This is a genomic window from Xanthomonas sp. NCPPB 901, from assembly GCF_056725085.1.
In genome coordinates, this window is the sequence record NZ_CM161511.1 from 3,393,202 (window position 1) to 3,409,643 (window position 16,442).

At 70.2% G+C, this 16,442-nt stretch carries 13 protein-coding genes; 10 read left to right on the top strand and 3 right to left on the bottom strand.

The genetic code is table 11. The features are described from left to right. Nucleotides 1-27: 27 nt before the first annotated feature. Entirely contained in the window at nucleotides 28-2,670 is a 2,643-nt protein-coding gene (gene leuS, locus AC1PME_RS14155; RefSeq protein ID WP_481096200.1) for a leucine--tRNA ligase, read from the bottom strand. 222 nt (nucleotides 2,671-2,892) lie between these two features. Next, the gene (locus tag AC1PME_RS14160; protein WP_254458615.1) at nucleotides 2,893-3,516 is read right to left on the bottom strand and encodes a DUF998 domain-containing protein; all 624 of its coding nucleotides are present in this window, start codon (nucleotides 3,514-3,516) and stop codon (nucleotides 2,893-2,895) included. Between the two features lie 154 nt (nucleotides 3,517-3,670). Between AC1PME_RS14160 and trxA the strand changes: the two genes are divergently transcribed. The 7 genes from trxA to AC1PME_RS14195 all read left to right on the top strand — a co-directional run bounded on the left by trxA (nucleotide 3,671) and on the right by AC1PME_RS14195 (nucleotide 12,237). Continuing rightward, on the top strand, nucleotides 3,671-4,531 hold the full coding sequence (gene trxA / locus AC1PME_RS14165) for a thioredoxin (RefSeq protein WP_254458616.1): 861 nt from the start codon (nucleotides 3,671-3,673) through the stop codon (nucleotides 4,529-4,531). 209 nt (nucleotides 4,532-4,740) lie between these two features. Beyond that, nucleotides 4,741-6,363 (top strand): FecR family protein, encoded by a 1,623-nt coding sequence (locus AC1PME_RS14170; protein ID WP_481096201.1) that lies wholly within the window; start codon nucleotides 4,741-4,743, stop codon nucleotides 6,361-6,363. Next, nucleotides 6,360-8,039, top strand: coding sequence for a CHASE2 domain-containing protein (locus AC1PME_RS14175; RefSeq protein WP_481096202.1), 1,680 nt, complete (start codon nucleotides 6,360-6,362; stop codon nucleotides 8,037-8,039). Before AC1PME_RS14170 ends, AC1PME_RS14175 begins: the two co-directional genes overlap by 4 nt. Beyond that, nucleotides 8,036-8,485: a DUF4442 domain-containing protein gene (locus AC1PME_RS14180; RefSeq protein ID WP_481096203.1), complete on the top strand. Its 450-nt coding sequence runs from the start codon at nucleotides 8,036-8,038 to the stop codon at nucleotides 8,483-8,485. The genes AC1PME_RS14175 and AC1PME_RS14180 overlap by 4 nt, the downstream gene beginning before the upstream one ends. Before the next feature lie 220 nt (nucleotides 8,486-8,705). Beyond that, on the top strand, nucleotides 8,706-9,383 hold the full coding sequence (locus AC1PME_RS14185) for a DUF502 domain-containing protein (RefSeq protein WP_481096204.1): 678 nt from the start codon (nucleotides 8,706-8,708) through the stop codon (nucleotides 9,381-9,383). A 5-nt stretch (nucleotides 9,384-9,388) separates the two neighbouring features. Further along, nucleotides 9,389-10,162, top strand: a complete 774-nt coding sequence (locus tag AC1PME_RS14190) for a queuosine precursor transporter (protein WP_429002438.1) — start codon at nucleotides 9,389-9,391, stop codon at nucleotides 10,160-10,162. A gap of 200 nt (nucleotides 10,163-10,362) precedes the next feature. Next, nucleotides 10,363-12,237, top strand: a complete 1,875-nt coding sequence (locus AC1PME_RS14195; protein WP_481096205.1) for a DUF885 domain-containing protein — start codon at nucleotides 10,363-10,365, stop codon at nucleotides 12,235-12,237. Between the two features lie 1,017 nt (nucleotides 12,238-13,254). Here the strand turns inward: AC1PME_RS14195 and mmuM are convergent. After that, on the bottom strand, nucleotides 13,255-14,223 hold the full coding sequence (gene mmuM, locus AC1PME_RS14200; RefSeq protein WP_481098123.1) for a homocysteine S-methyltransferase: 969 nt from the start codon (nucleotides 14,221-14,223) through the stop codon (nucleotides 13,255-13,257). A gap of 105 nt (nucleotides 14,224-14,328) precedes the next feature. On the opposite strand from mmuM, the gene AC1PME_RS14205 reads away from it, so the two are divergent. From AC1PME_RS14205 to AC1PME_RS14215, 3 genes are all read left to right on the top strand, one after another. Next, nucleotides 14,329-14,694 (top strand): VOC family protein, encoded by a 366-nt coding sequence (locus tag AC1PME_RS14205; RefSeq protein ID WP_481096206.1) that lies wholly within the window; start codon nucleotides 14,329-14,331, stop codon nucleotides 14,692-14,694. Between the two features lie 2 nt (nucleotides 14,695-14,696). Continuing rightward, on the top strand, nucleotides 14,697-15,086 hold the full coding sequence (gloA2, locus tag AC1PME_RS14210; protein WP_254461441.1) for an SMU1112c/YaeR family gloxylase I-like metalloprotein: 390 nt from the start codon (nucleotides 14,697-14,699) through the stop codon (nucleotides 15,084-15,086). A 126-nt stretch (nucleotides 15,087-15,212) separates the two neighbouring features. After that, the gene (locus AC1PME_RS14215; RefSeq protein ID WP_254458624.1) at nucleotides 15,213-15,665 is read left to right on the top strand and encodes a DUF2147 domain-containing protein; all 453 of its coding nucleotides are present in this window, start codon (nucleotides 15,213-15,215) and stop codon (nucleotides 15,663-15,665) included. Nucleotides 15,666-16,442: the final 777 nt, after the last annotated feature.

Consider the following 16,442-nt stretch of genomic DNA (forward strand, 5'->3'; position numbering starts at 1 on the left):
GCGCGGCGGCCGGAACGGCGCGCCGGCTCACGCCGCCACCAGGTTCACGATCTTGCCCGGCACGATGATGATCTTGCGGATGCTCAGCCCTTCCAGGAACTTGGCCGCGTTCGGCTCGGCCTGGGCCAGCGCCTCGATCTGCTCGCGCGGGGTGTCGGCGCCGACCTCGATGGTGCCGCGCAGCTTGCCGTTGACCTGCACCGCCAGGGTCACCGCGTCGCGCACCAGCGCGGCCGGGTCCGGCTGCGGGAACGGCACGTCCTCCAGCAGCGTCGGCGCATGGCCCAGCGCCTGCCACAGCGCGTGGCTGGCGTGCGGGGTGATCGGATTGAGCAGCAGCACCGCGGCCTCCAGCGCTTCCTGGCGCACCGCGCGGCCCTGCGCGCTGGTGTCGTCGAACTTGGCCAGCGCGTTGGTCAGTTCCATCACCGCGGCGATGGCGGTGTTGAAGCTGTGGCGGCGGCCGTAGTCGTCGGCGACCTTGCCGATGGTCTCGTGGGTCTTGCGCCGCAGCGCCTTGTGCTCGGCGTCCAGCGCGGCCGGGTCCAGCGCCGGGGCGGCGCCGTCGGCGGCGTGCTTGTGCACCTGCGCCCACAACCGGCGCAGGAACCGCGCCATGCCGTCGACGCCGGCCTCGTTCCACTCCAGCGACTGCTCCGGCGGCGCGGCGAACATCGAGAACAGGCGCACCGTGTCGGCGCCGTACTTGCCGACCATGGCCTGCGGATCGACGCCGTTGTTCTTGGACTTGGACATCTTCTCGGTGCCGCCGATCAGCACCGGCTGGCCGTCGCCGCGGTGCACCGCGCCGATCACCCGCGCCTTGTCGTCGCGCTGCACGTCCACGTCGGCCGGATTGATCCAGTCCTTGGAGCCGTCCGGGTTCTGCCGGTAGAAGGTCTCGGCGATCACCATGCCCTGGGTCAGCAGGTTGGTCGCCGGCTCGTCGCTGTCCACCAGGCGCGCGTCGCGCAGCAGCTTGTGGAAGAAGCGGAAGTACATCAGGTGCAGGATCGCGTGCTCGATGCCGCCGATGTACTGGTCCACCGGCAGCCAGTAGTTGCCGCGCTTGTCGACCATGTCCTTGGCGCCGGGCGAGGTGTAGCGCGCGTAGTACCAGCTCGACTCCATGAAGGTGTCGAAGGTGTCGGTCTCGCGCTCGGCCGCCGCGCCGCACTGCGGGCAGGTGGTCTTGCGCCATTCCGGGTCGGTCTTCAGCGGCGAGCCGGTGCCGCTCAGGGCCACGTTCTCCGGCAGCAGCACCGGCAACTGGTCTTCCGGCACCGGCACCGCGCCGCAGCTGGGGCAGTAGATCACCGGGATCGGGCAGCCCCAGTAGCGCTGGCGGCTGACGCCCCAGTCGCGCAGCCGGTAGTTGACCCGGCGCTGGCCCTGGCCCTTGCGCTCGAAACGCTCGGCCAGCGCCTCGAACGCGCCCTGGAAGTCCAGCCCGTCGAACTCGGCCGAATTGACCAGTTCCAGTTCGCGGGTCTTGTCGCCGTACCAGTCCTGCCAGCGGCTCGGATCGTAGTGGCGCTCGTCGTCGTTCTTCGGCGCCTTCAGCGCGATCACCTGGCGGATCGGCAGGGCGTACTTGCTGGCGAATTCGAAATCGCGCTGGTCGTGGCCGGGCACCGCCATCACCGCGCCGGTGCCGTAGCCCATCAGCACGAAGTTGGCGACCCACACCGGCACCTGCTCGCCGCTGATCGGATGCACCGCGGTCAGGCCGGTGTCCATGCCGCGCTTTTCCTGGGTCTCCAATTCCGCCTCGGAGACGCCGCCCTGCTTCAGCTCGGCCAGCAGCGCGGCCAGCTGCGGATTGGACTTGGCCGCATGCAGCGCCAGCGGATGCTCGCTGGCGATGGACACGAAGGTCACGCCCATCAGCGTGTCCGGGCGCGTTGTGAACACCCGCAGCGGGTCCAGCGCGCTGCCGTCGGCGTCGCGTACGTCGAACTGGATCTCCAGGCCCTCGGAGCGGCCGATCCAGTTGCGCTGCATGGTCTTGACCGACTCCGGCCAGCCCGGCAGCTGGTCCAGGCCGTCCAGCAGCTCCTGCGCGTAGTCGGTGATGCGCAGGAACCACTGCGGAATCTCGCGCTTCTCCACCAGCGCGCCGGAGCGCCAGCCGCGGCCGTCGATGACCTGCTCGTTGGCCAGCACGGTCTGGTCGATCGGGTCCCAGTTCACCACCGCGTTGCGGCGGTAGGCCAGGCCCTTGCGCATCAGCCGGGTGAACATGCGCTGCTCGTGCACGTAGTACTCGGGGCGGCAGGTGGCGAACTCGCGCGACCAGTCGATGGCGTAGCCCAGCGACTTGAGCTGGCTGCGCATGTGGTCGATGTTGGCGTAGGTCCACTTCGCCGGCGCGGTCTTGTTCTTGATCGCGGCGTTCTCGGCCGGCAGGCCGAACGCGTCCCAGCCCATCGGCTGCAGCACGTTCTTGCCGATCATGCGCTGGTAGCGGCTGATCACGTCGCCGATGGTGTAGTTGCGCACGTGGCCCATGTGCAGCGCCCCGGACGGGTACGGCAGCATCGACAGGCAGTAGAACTTGGGCTTGTCGGAGGTCTCGTCGACCTCGAAGGCGCGGGTGGCGTCCCAGAACTGCTGGGCGGACGATTCGACCTGCTGCGGGTCGTAGGCGGTGGGCTCGACGGCGGACATGGAAACGGGCAAGGGCCAGGCGGCAACAAAGCGGCCAAGGGTACCGTAGCGCGGCAAGCCGCTCCAATCCCGGCGACGGACGGCAGCGGCGCGGAACGCCGCGGCGGCGCCCGGCAGGGGCCGGAACCGCCGCCGCGGCGCCATCGGCGCCGTGCGCGCCCCCAGCGGGCGGCGGCCATGGCACGGCCGCCCGCGGCGGCCAACTGCGCAAGGCCGGCCGGGTCAGCCGCGGCGCGGCCCCGCCTGCGGTCCCGGCCAGCAGGCCAGCAGCGCCAGCCAGCCCCACCACAGCAGGAACACCAGCCGCTGCGCCAGCGCCGGCGACAGCAGCCGGTCCAGCGCGAACGCGCCCAGCGCCGCCAGCAGCGCCATGCTCAGCGCCACCGCCGCCCAGCCGCGCGCGGCCGGATCGCGGCGCGCGCCCAACCCCAGCAGGGCGGCGGCCGCCACCAGGGCCACCACCCACAGCAACCAGGCGCTGGCATGCAACTGGGTCGCACGCGCCTGCAGGTCGCTCGGGTCCAGCGGCAGCAGGCCCATGCCGGCGAAGGCCAGTCCCGCCAACAGCAGCAGTTGCCCGCCGACCCGCAACGCCCAGGGCGCCTGGCGCCCGGCCCGGCGCAACAGCCGCAGCGCCAGCGCCAGTGCCAGGCACCCGGGCAGCACGAACGCCAGCAGGTTGAAAGCCCAGGCATGCGGGATGCCGCGCGCGCCGAGCAGGGCCAGCGGATGCGACCACGGCAGATAGCCGGGCAGGACCGCGCCGAACCCCAACATCGCCGCCACGGCGGCCACCGCCAGCAGCGGCCCGATCCAACGCACCACCCGTTCGCTCACTTCGCCCATCCGCTGCCGTCCTTTCGCGCCGCCATGGCGCCTCCAGCCGGGCATTGTCGCCGCTGCGGCCGCGGCCGGCACGCGCGGCACGGCGGCGGCGCCCTTGCATCGGCGCGGCGTCGCCTCCATACAGAGCGTCCTCTCGCCTGCGATGAAGCCGCCCATGTCCGACACGCCCCACGTTTTCGACGCCAAGACCGAGACCTTCGAAGCCGAGGTGCTGCAGCGCTCGCTGCAGACGCCGGTGCTGGTGGACTTCTGGGCGCCCTGGTGCGGCCCGTGCAAGACCCTGAGCCCGATCCTGGAAAAGCTGGCGGCCGAATACAACGGCGGTTTCGTCCTGGCCAAGGTCGACGTGGACCAGGAGCAGCAGATCGCCGCGGCGTTCCAGATCCGCTCGGTGCCGACGGTGTTCCTGGTCAAGGGCGGGCAGCTGGTCGACGGCTTCCCCGGCGCGCTGCCCGAAGGCCAGTTGCGCGAGTTCCTGACCCAGCACGGGATCGTGCCGCTGGCGGCGCAGGAACCGGCCGAAGACGTGCCGGCGGCGCCGCTGGATCCGCACGCCGAAGTGCAGCGCCTGCGCGAGGCGGTGGCGGCCGAGCCGGACAAGGACGAGCTGAAGCTGGACCTGGCCCTGGCCCTGGTCAAGATCGGCGCCGCTGCCGAGGCGGAGACGCTGATCGACGCGCTGCCGGCCAACCTGGCCACCGACGAGCGCGCGGTGCGGGCGCGGGCGCGGTTGGGCTTCGTCGGCGCGCTGCAGGCGGCACCGCCGCTGGAGACGCTGCAGGCCACGCTGGCGCAGGATCCGAGCGACCTCAAGGCGCGCTACCTGCTGGGCGTGCACCACCTGGTCGGCGGCGACGACGCGGCCGCGCTGGAGCAGTTCCTGGAGATGCTGCGCCAGGATCGCGGTTTCGAGGACGGCCTGCCGAAGAAGGCCTTGATCGATGCGTTCCGGGTGATCGAGGACGAGGACCTGGTGGGGCAGTACCGCCGCAAGATGTCCGCCCTGCTGTTCTGAGACTACAATCGCATTTCCGGCAGCTGGCAACGGCGTCTCCAGCCGCCGCGACAGTCGGACACCCCCGGCCTGCCTCATGGATGCCGTGATCAGGGACGAACGCTGCCTGCCGACCCGCCGGCAGCGCCGCCCCGGTCTTTTGCCGGACAGATGATGTGAATCAGTACGACCGCCGCATGCCCCTGCCCGTCCATCGTTCCCGGGCAAGCATGCGCCGGCGCGCCGGCCTGCTGTGCTGGATCGCCCTGCTGCTCGCTCCTGCCGCGATGGCGCAGGACTGGCACTACCGGGTGCGCCCCGGCGACACGCTGTGGGACCTGGGCCAGCGCTATCTGCGCCCGGGCATGGACTGGATGCGGCTGGGCCAGCACAACCAGGTGGCCGATCCGCACCGGCTGACGCCGGGGGCGCGGCTGCGCTTTCCGATCGCCTGGCTGCGGGTGCAGCCGGTACCGGCACGGCTGGTCGCCCTGCGCGGCCAGATCAGCGTGCAGACCGCCGACAGCGCGACGCTGTCGGCGCAGGAGGGCATGCCGCTGCCGATCGGCAGCGCGCTGCAGACCGGCGCCGACGCCAGCGCCACCGTGCAGTTCGCCGATGGCTCGCGCATGCAGGTGCGCGAGAACAGCCTGGTCCGTTTCGACCAGTTGCTCCGCTACGGCGCCACCGGCATGGTCGATACGCGGGTGCGGCTGGAGAAGGGCCGCACCAGCAACGACGTGATCCCCGCCAGCGGGCCTGCCTCGCGCTACATCATCCAGACCCCGAGCAGCACCAGCAGCGTGCGCGGTACCCGCTTCCGCGTCGGCGCCGGCGACGGCCACCAGCTCGCCGCCACCGAGGTGCTGCAGGGCGCGGTGCGGGTCGCCGGCGGCGGCGGCCAGCGCCTGCTGCAGCCCGGCGATGCGGCGCGGGTGGGCACCGGGACGGCGCCGCTGCCGGAACCGCTGCTGCCGGCACCGGTGCTGGACCTGGCGCGCAGCCGCCTGCAACACCCGCCCTACCTGCTGGCGTGGACGCCGCTGGCCGGCGCCAGCCGCTACCGCATCGAAGCGCTGGATGCGCAGCAGCGCGAGATCCTGCGCTACGCCCGCGAGACCGAGGCAAGCGCACTGGTGCTGGACGACCTGCCGCCCGGGGACCTGCGGCTCCTGCTGCGCGGCATCGCCGCCACCGGCGTGGAAGGCGAAGACGCCGAGCACGCGCTGCGGGTGTGGGCCACGCCGCTGCCGCCGCTGACCGTGCAACCGCTGCAGGATCAGCGCCTGCGCATCGCGCGGCCGCGCTTCGAATGGACCCGCAATCCACAGGCCAGCAGCAGCGTGCTGCAACTGGCGCGCGACGCGCAGTTCCAGGACCTGCTGCTCGAGCAGGAGACCACGGCCACGCGCCTGCGCGCGCCGCAGCCGTTGCCGCCCGGCCGCTACTTCTGGCGCGTCGCCTCGCGCGACGCGCAGGGCCGCCAGGGTCCGTTCGGGCAGGCGTTGCGACTGCAGCTCAGCGACGAGCCGGTCGATCCCGGCCTGGCGCCGGCGCAGGCCGAGCGCGGCACCCTGACCCTGCGCTGGCAGGCCGATCCCGCCGCGCAGCACTACCGGGTGCAGGTCGCGCGCGATCCCGACTTCACCCACCGCCTGCTCGAGCGCACGGTCGCCCAGCCGCAGGTCGCGCTGCCGCGGCCGCGGCGCGGCACCTGGTACGTGCGCGTGCAGACGCTGGATGCCGACGGCGAGGCCGCGCCGTTCTCGGCGCCGCAGACCATCACCCTGCCCTGCCGCTTTTGCAAGCTCGGTGCGGGCGGCGCGGCGGTCCTGCTGTGGCTGGCCCTGTGAGCGCCGCGCGGCCGCGCCGCGCCGCCGCCGTGGCCGCGGCGGCGGCAGCGGGGCTGGCCGCGGCGCTGAGCCTGAGCAATGCCACCTGGCGGCTGGACCAGGCGCTGTACGACGCCCTGATCAAGCACTCGCCACGCCCGGCCGATCCGCGCCTGCTGCTGATCGCCATCGACGACCGCAGCCTGCAGGCGCTGGGCCAATGGCCGTGGCGGCGCGAAGTGCATGCGCGCCTGCTCGATCGGCTGACCGCGGCCGGAAGCGAGCGGGTGGCGCTGGACCTGCTGTTCAGCGAGCCCGAGCAGCTACACCCGGACGACGATGCGCGCCTGGCCGCGGCGCTGCGCCGCAACGGCCGTACCGTGCTGCCGGTGATCGGCAGCGCCAGCGACGCCGAGATGACCCAGGAACTGCTGCCGATCCCCGCCATCACCGCCGCCGCAGCGCAGCTGGCGCATACCGAGATCGCGGTCGATGCCGACGGCGTGTCGCGCGGCGTGTATCTGCGCGCCGGGCTCGGCAGCGCGCATTGGCCGGCGTTGGGCGCCGCGCTGGTCGGGCAGGCGCGGCCGCCGGCACCGGCCAGCACCCGCACGCCCTATGCCTGGCACCGCGCCGACTACGCCGGTCTGCACTTCGCCGCGCCCTCGGCGCCGTTCGCCCAGGTGTCCTACGTCGACGTCCTGCAGGGCCGCATTCCGGCGCAGGCGCTGCGCCAGCGCCTGGTGATCGTCGGCGTGAGCGCCACCGGCCTGGGCCCGCGGGTGACGACGCCGATGTCCGCCGACGGCGGCATGAGCGCGCCCGAGTACCAGGCCAACGTCGCCGCGACGCTGCTGCGCGCCGATCCGATCCTGCCGCTGTCGCGCAGCACGCAAGTGGCGGTGTCGGCGTTGCTGACCCTGCTGGTCTGCCTGGGCACGTCCTGCGCGCAACGCGCGCGCCGCTGGCACTGGCTGGCGCCGCTGACGGGCATGGCCGCGGTCGCCATCGGCAGCCTGCTGTGGGTGCTGGCCAGCGGCCGCTGGTTCGCCCCCGGCGCGGCCCTGCTGGCGCTGGCCATCGTCGCCGGCTTCCGCCTGTGCCTGCATGCCGCCCGCTGGCGCCAGCAGGCGCAACGCGATGCCCTGACCGGGCTGCTCAACCGCCACGGCTTCGAGCAAGCCTTCGGCCACGAACTGGACGAGGCGCGCCGCAGCGGCAAGCCGCTGACCCTGATCATCGTCGATGTCGACCATTTCAAGCGCTACAACGACACCCTCGGCCACCGCGCCGGCGACCGCGCGCTGACCCTGGTCGCCAATGCGGTAGCGCGGCACGCGCGGCGCCCGCACGAGGTCGCGGCGCGCTTCGGCGGCGACGAATTCGTCATGATCCTGCCCGCCACCGACACGGCCGACGCCTGCCGGATCGCCGCGGCGCTGGTCGAGCACATCCGCGGGCTGTCGCTGCGCGCGGCCAACGGCAGCGTCGCCATCACCGCCAGCCTCGGCGTGCACAGCGCCAGCGTCGCCGCACACACCCGCGAGCGCGACTTCTTCGAACTGGCCGACACCGCGCTGTACCGCGCCAAGCGCGCCGGACGCGATGGCTATGCGCTGAGCGACGACCTGCCGGACCACCATACGCATGCGTCTGGTACCCTGACGACTCCTGATCCGCCCACCGCCGCGCAATGAAGCCAACGCTGTTCCGCCTGGGCCTGAACCTGTGGCCGCCGTTCCTGTTCGCCGGCATCCATGTGACCGAGCTGAGCGCCGACTACCGCCACGCGCGGGTCGAACTGCGCATGCGGCCCTGGAACCGCAACTACGTCGGCACCCATTTCGGCGGCAGCCTGTTCGCCATGACCGACCCGTTCTGGATGCTGCTGACCCTGCAGAACCTGGGGCGCGACTACTACGTCTGGGACAAGGCCGGCAGCATCGAGTTCGTGCGCCCGGGCCGCGGCACGGTCAGCGCACGGTTCGACCTGGACCAGGCGCTGCTGGACGACCTGCGCGCGGCCACCGCCGGCGGCGACAAGCATCTGCGCTGGTTCGAGACCGACGTCGTCGACGCGCAGGGCGAGGTGGTGGCGCGGGTGCGCAAGCAGCTGTACGTCAAGCGCAAGCCGCAACGCTAGCGCGCCCACTGCAGCCCGCAGGCGCGCCAGGCCCGGACCTCCAGCGCAGGCCGGCGGCGCACACCGCGCGCCAATACGCGGCCTGGCCGCGAACGCGTCGTGCACCGCGCATCGGCTCGGGCAGCACGCGCACCTCCCAGCCCAATCGCAGCTGCACGGTGTGGACGCAAGACCGTGCGGCGCCGCAGCAACGGTCATCGCGCTCCACTACACTACGCGGATGTCGCCCGATCTCCCCGCCCCCTCTCCGCGCCCGTCCCTGCAACGGCTGTTCTTCACCGGCCTGCTGACTCTGTTGCCGATCTGGCTGACCTGGGTCGTGGTCAAGTTCGTGTTCGTGCTGCTCTCGGGCATCAGCAGCCCCTGGGTGGTGCCGCTGTCGGCACGCATCGCCGCCTCGTTCCCGCGCGAGCTGGGCTGGGCCACCGCGCAATGGGTGCAGAACACCATCGCCCTGATCGCCACCCTGGCGGTGATCCTGCTGGTCGGCTTCCTCAGCCGGCGCGTGATCGGCCAGCGCCTGCTGCGCTGGTTCGAGGCGGTGATGCGCCGCATCCCGCTGGCCAGCGTGGTCTACGACAGCGTGCGCAAGCTGGTGGACATCCTGCAGACCCAGCCCGGCAGCACCCAGCGCGTGGTGCTGATCGACTTCCCGCACCGCGACATGAAGTCGGTGGGCCTGGTGACGCGGGTGATCAAGGAACATGGCACCGGCCGCGAACTGGCCGCGGTGTACGTGCCGACCACCCCCAACCCGACCTCCGGCTACCTCGAGATCGTGCCGGTGGAGCTGCTCACGCCCACCGACTGGAGCGTGGACCAGGCGATGAGCTTCATCATCTCCGGCGGCGCGGTGGCGCCGGAGAGCGTGCCGTTCACCCGGACCGTGGACCGCTGACGCCGATGCGCCGCGGCACGCTCGACGATCGCGCGGTCCGTCTGTTCATCGCCCTGGCGGCGTTCTTCTGCGTCAACGCCGCGCTGGCCGAGTTCATCGGGGTCAAGATCTTCGCCCTGGAAGACACCCTGGGCATCGCGCCGCTGAACTGGAACCTGTTCGGGCAGACCGGCTCGATGAATTTCACGGCGGGCACCCTGCTATGGCCGCTGGTGTTCATCCTCACCGACACCATCAACGAATTCTTCGGCCGCCGCGGCGTGCGCTTCATCTCCTGGCTGGCGGTGGCGCTGATCGGCTACGGCTTCCTGTTCGCGTTCGCCGCGATCGGGCTGGCCCCGGCCGGCTTCTGGGTCACCGCCGCGCAACACCAGGGCGTGCCTGACTACCAGGCCGCGTTCGCCGCGGTGTTCGGCCAGGGCATGTGGACCATCGCCGGCTCGCTGGTCGCGTTCATGGCCGGCCAGCTGATCGACGTGGCGGTGTTCCACCGCATCCGCAGCGTGACCGGCGAGAAACACGTGTGGCTGCGCGCCACCGGCTCCACCGCGGTCTCGCAACTGATCGACAGCTTCGTGGTGATCTACATCGCCTTCGTGCTCGGCCCGCAGCACTGGTCGCTGCAGCTGTTCCTGGCGGTGAGCACGCTGAACTACATCTGCAAGATGCTGCTGGCGGTGCTGCTGATCCCGCTGCTGTACCTGATGCGGCGGCTGATCACCGACTACCTGACCCCCGAGCGCGCCGAGCAACTGCGCGAGGAAGCCGCCGCCGACTGAACGCCGGCATACGCGCGCGCGCGCCGCACGCGCTTGCGCGCGGCCGGCGTGCAGCGCCGCAGAGGCCGGCGCCGCCTGGCCCGCCACGGCCTGGCGGCGGCCCACGCCGGGGGTCGCAGGCGCCCGCGGGGACCGGCCACGGGTGGCCTCCGCGGTGCGGATCGGGCAAGCTCCCCGCTCGCTTGTCGTTGGAGCCCGCAATGCCGCCCCGCTTTTCCCGCCTGCTGTCCCTCGCCATCGCCACCGCCCTGAGCCTGTCGCTGGCGGCCCCGGCGGACGCGGCCAAGAAGAAGACCACCAAGCAGACCACCGCGCAGACCCGCGCCAAGGCCAGCAAGGCGCGCAAGGCGCGGCCGGCGCCGGCCCCGGTGGTGCTGACCAAGGCGCAGCAGCTGAACCGGCTGTACGACGACTACTGGGAGGCCTCGCTGAAGCTCAATCCGCTGCAGGCCACCTTCCAGGGCGACAGCCGCTACAACGACCAGTTGCCGAACTTCCTCTCGGCCGCGTTCCGCCAGCAGTCGCACGACTTCACCGTGGAGTGGCTGACCAAGGCCGAGGCGATCGGCAAGGACGGTCTGACCGGGCAGGACCTGCTGAGCTACGAGATCTTCGTCGGCGATGCGCGCAACGCGCTGGAGGCGGAGAAGTACCCGAGCTGGATGCAGCCGGTGAACCAGTTCTACAACGTCGGCAGCATCATGGTGATGCTCGGTTCGGGCACCGGCGCGCAGCCGTTCCGCACGGTCAAGGACTACGACAACTGGTCGCGGCGCGCGCTCGGCATTCCGGCGCTGTTCGACCAGGCCATCGCCAACATGCGTGAGGGCATCAAGGCCGGCGTGGTGCAGCCGCGCGCGCTGATGGAGAAGGTGCTGCCGCAGCTGGATGCGATCATCAAGCCCACCGCCGAGGAGAGCCTGTTCTGGGGCCCGGTGCGCAATCTGCCGGCGGACATCCCCGAGGCCGAGAAGCAGCGCATCACCGCCGAATACAAGCGCATGATCGAATACCGCATCATGCCCGCCTACCGCGCCCTGCGCGGCTTCATCGCCACCGAATACCTGCCGGCCACGCGCAACACCGCCGGCATCGGCGCCCTGCCCGGCGGCGACGCCTGGTACGCCTGGAACGTGCGCCAGAGCACCACCACCGACCTGACCCCGGCCCAGATCCACCAGATCGGCCTGGACGAGGTGGCGCGCATCCAGGGCCAGATCCAGGCGGTGATGAAGCAGGTGCGCTTCCGCGGCTCGATGCAGAAGTTCTTCAAGTTCATGCAGACCGACAAGCGCTTCACCTTCAAGAGCGAGGACGAGCTGCTGACCTACTACCGCGGCCTGGAAGGCCGGGTCGACGCCGCGGTGCCGCGCATGTTCTCGCTCAAGCCCAAGGCCGCGTTCGAGATCCGCCCGGTCGAGCCGTACCGCGCGCAATCGGCCGCCAGCGGCTCGTACATGCGCCCCAGCGAGGACGGCCGCCCCGGCATCTTCTACGTCAACACCTACGACCTGCCCAGCCGCAAGACCTGGGATGCGGAAGACCTGTACCTGCACGAGGCCATTCCCGGCCACCACTTCCAGCTCGGCCTGCAGCAGGAGCTGACCAACCTGCCCAAGTTCCGCCGCTTCGGCGGCGAGACCGCCTTCATCGAAGGCTGGGGCCTGTACGCCGAATCGCTGGGCAAGGAGCTGGGCCTGTACCAGGACCCGTACAACTATTTCGGCTACCTGCAGAACGAGCTGTGGCGCGCGATCCGCCTGGTGGTGGACACCGGCCTGCACAGCAAGGGCTGGACCCGCGAGCAGGCGATCGACTACATGCTGCAGAACTCGGCCACCAGCCGCACCGATGCCGAGGCCGAAGCCGAGCGCTACATGGCCATCCCCGGGCAGGCGCTGTCCTACAAGATCGGCGAGATGAAGATCATGCAACTGCGCGATTACGCCCGCGCGCAACTGGGCGACAAGTTCGACATCCGCGAATTCCATGCCGAAGTGCTGAAGGACGGCTCGGTGCCGCTGAACGTGCTGCAGGAAAAGATCGAGCGCTGGGTGGCGAGCAAGAAGGGCTGAGCAAGCGATGCCGTGGCCCGCGGCATCGCCGGAGGTCGCGTAGGAGCGGCTTCAGCCGCGACGGGGCGTTCCTGGTGAAGCCCGGTCGCGGCTGAAGCCGCTCCTACGGAAAAACCGCAGTGGCGGCACGGAGACAGATCGCGCCTGTGGACCCATTGTGGGAGCTGTGTCCCCACTATGGGAGGGGCTTCAGCCCCGACGCCGTCGACCCGGACGCGTCGGACTGAAGTCCCTCCCACAGTGCAGTCCCTTGCATGCCGAGCTGCTGCAAGTGCACCACGACGGCAGTGGGAACTGCAACGACGTTCCTTTGGCGCCATTGCCTTCCCTTTGCCCCCATCCCACTCGGTGCGGATAGCAGGCCAGTTCCATCAGGGTATTGGGCGCGCATGCCCCCCTTGTGGGAGGGACTTCAGTCCCGACGCCTTTCACTGCAACGCGTCGGGACTGAAGTCCCTCCCACAGTGCAGTCCCTTGCATGCCGAGCTGCTGCAAGTGCACCACGACGGCAGTGGGAACTGCAACGACGTTCCTTTGGCGCCATTGCCTTCCCTTTGCCCCCATCCCACTCGGTGCGGATAGCAGACCAGTTCCATCAGGGTATTGGGCGCGCATGCCCCCCTTGTGGGAGGGACTTCAGTCCCGACGCCTTTCACTGCAACGCGTCGGGACTGAAGTCCCTCCCACAGTGCAATCCCCGGCATGCCGAGCTACTGCAATCGCGCCGCGACAACGGTGGGAACTGCAACGACGTTCCCTTGGTGCCATCGCCCTCCCGTTGCCCCCATCCCACTCGGTGCGGATAGCAGGCCAGTTCCATCAGGGTATTGGGCGTGCATGCCCCCTTGTGGGAGGGACTTCAGTCCCGACGCCTTTCACTGCAACGCGTTGGGACTGAAGTCCCTCCCACAGAAGTCCCTCCCACAACAGCCCGAAGCGGCTCACCAGCCCGGGCACCCGTTGGACAACCGCCGGCGAGGACATCGTGCGGCCGAGTGCAAACGATCGGCCTCGTCGCTACGGCGATGCCAACCGCCGCGCCAGCTGCGCGATGTCCTGCGGTGTGGTGCGGCAGCAGCCGCCGATCAGGCGCGCGCCGGCCGCACGCCAGGCGGCGAGGCGATCGGCCAGGGTGCCGGCGTCGGCGCCGTCGGCCTGCCAGCATTTGCGGTCGGCGTCGTAGCGCTCACCAGCGTTCGGATACACCACCAAAGGCAACCGGGTCAGCGTCGCGAGGTGGCGCAACGCCGCGGTGACGAGCGACGGGGCGACGCAGTTGACGCCCAGCGCGACCACCTGCGGGTGGCCGTCGAGCAAGGCCACCACGTCGCGCAACGGCGTGCCGTCGCTGAGGCGCATCGGATCGCGCAGCGTGCAGGCGAACCAGGCGACGGTCTGCGGGAACGCCTCTATCACTTCCAGCAACGCCGCCATTTCCGCCAGCGACGGCTGCGTTTCGCAGGCCAGCAGGTCCACGCCCGCCGCCACCAACGCGGCGATGCGCGGATGGTGGAACGCGCGCATCCGTGCCGGCGCCAGCACGTAGTCGCCGCGATACTCCGCGCCATTGGCCAGGAAGGCGCCGTACGGACCGACCGAGCCGGCCACCAGCAAGGTCCCCGCCTGCGGATGCAGCGCGAGATGGTCCTGCCGCGCCTGCTGCGCCAGTTCGACGCTGCGCGCGATCAAACGCTGCGCTTGCACCAGGTCGATGCCGCGCGCGGCAAAGCCCTGCGGCGTGGCCTGGTAGCTGGCGGTGATCGCGCACTGCGCACCGGCGGCGAAATAGTCCTGGTGCACCTGGCGGATCAGCTGCGGCTGTTCCAGCAGGATCTTCGCCGACCAGAGCGGATCGGCGAGATCGCAGCCGCGCCGTTCCAGTTCGGTGGCCAGCGCGCCGTCGAGCACCAGGCAGCGGTCCTCGGCCAGCAGGGCGGCGAGCGGGTTGTGCGGCATGGCGCGGCCTCGCAGCGGTGGAACGCGCAGTGTCGCAGATGGCACCGGCACCGCAGCACCAGCACCGGCACGGGCGCGCCGCTGCGCTATGCTGCATGCATGGATCGCCCGATGTCGCTCGCGCCGGATCAGCCCATGACCTTCACTGCACTGACCCCGATGTTGCGCAGTGCCGACCTGGCCACGGCGCTGGCGTTCTACACCGAAATGCTGGGGTTTCGCCGCGACGGCGGCACGCTGGCGACGGGCTGGGTATCGCTGCGGCACGGCCCGCTGGCCCTGATGCTGGCCGTGCAACAGACAGCGGCCGACGCGCCCGCTGCCAACCTCGCCTGCACGCTGTACTTCCGCACCGACGAGGTCGATGCCTGGTGGCAGCGGCTGCAGCCGCACGGACGCATCGTCTATCCATTGGAAGACTTCGCCTACGGCATGCGCGAGTTCGCGATCCGCGATCCGGACGGCCATGTCCTGCAGTTCGGCCAGGCGCTGTGCCGATGAGCCTGACCCTGGACGGCCTGCACCACGTGGCGATCATCGCCTCCGACTACGCGCGCTCCAAGGATTTCTATTGCCGCATCCTGGGCCTGCCGGTGATCGCCGAGGTCTACCGCGACACCCGCGACTCCTGGAAGCTGGACCTGGCCCTGCCCGACGGCAGCCAGCTCGAACTGTTCTCGTTCCCCGCGCCACCGCCGCGGCCGAGCCGCCCGGAAGCCTGCGGGCTGCGCCACCTGGCGCTGCGCGTGCGCGACCTGGACGCGGCCGTCGCGCACCTGCAGGCGCACGGCGTGGAGGTCGAACCGATCCGCGTGGACGAATACACCGGCCGCCGCTTCACCTTCTTCGCCGACCCCGACGCACTGCCGCTGGAACTGTACGAGAACGGCTGAACGCCGGCCGCCGGCCACGCTGAACCGCATGCCGCAGTGCAGATTCCCAGCACCATACGCTTGGGTATACAGTCGAATCAGGCCGGCATCGCGCCGGCCGCACCGGACATCCCTCGGGAGGGGAACATGCGCACGACCTTCAAGACCCTGATGCTGGCCCTGCCGCTGAGCGCGGCGGCATTCATGGCGCACGCCGCCGACACCTCGCCGGTCGGCCGCTGGCAGACCATCGACGACGAAACCGGCAAGCCCAAGTCGATCGTGCAGATCGAACAGGCCGCCAACGGCACGCTGACCGGCAAGGTGGTCGAGATCCTGCAGTCCAACCACGGCCCCAACCCGATGTGCGACAAGTGCGACGGCGAGCGCAAGGGCAAGCCGATCAAGGGCATGACCATCCTGTGGGGCCTCAAGCCCGACGGCACGGCGGTATGGGACGGCGGCTCGGTGCTGGACCCGGCCAAGGGCAAGACCTACAAGGCCAAGGTCACCCTGACCGACGGCGGCAAGAAGCTGCAGATGCGCGGCTACATCGGGATCGAGGCCCTTGGCCGGACGCAGACCTGGATAAGGGAGTAGGAGCTGGGAATCGGGAGTGGAGAATCGGGAATCGTAAGCGGCATCTGCCGGCCTGATGGCCCCACTGTGACAAGGCGCCTGCAAAGGCGCCTTTTTCTTGGACCATCAGGTCGCCGGCCGCCGCTCTTGCGATTCCCCATTCCCAATTCCCCAATCCGGCTCCATGCATTAGAAGCCGGGAATGGGGAGTGGAGAATTGGGAATCGTCCACAGCAGCACATGCCGGGCCTGATGTACCCCATTTCCGGCGAGCACCCGTAAAGGCGCCTTTTTCCTGGCCCATCAGATCGCAGACCACCGCTCTTGCGATTCCCCATTCCCAACTCCCCAATCCGGCTCCATGCATTAGAAGCCGGGAATGGGGAGTGGAGAATTGGGAATCGTCCACAGCGGCACATGCCGGGCCTGATGTACCCCATTTCCGGCGAGGCACCGGTAAAGGCGCCCTTTTCCTGGCCCATCAGATCGCAGACCACCGCTCTTGCGATTCCCCATTCCCAACTCCCATTCCCAGCTCCATGCAATAGAAGCCGGGAATCGGGAGTGGAGAATCGGGAATCGTAAAAGCGGCATCTGCCGACCTGATGGCCCCACTGTGACAAGGCGCCTGCAAAGGCGCCTTTTTTGTGGCCCATCAGATCGCGGGCCACCCCTCTGGCGATTCCCCATTTCCAACTCCCCATTCCCAGCTCCATGCAATAGAAGCCGGGAATCGGGAGTGGAGAATCGGGAATCGTAAAAGCGGCATCTGCCGGCCTGATACCACCCCGCTCTGAC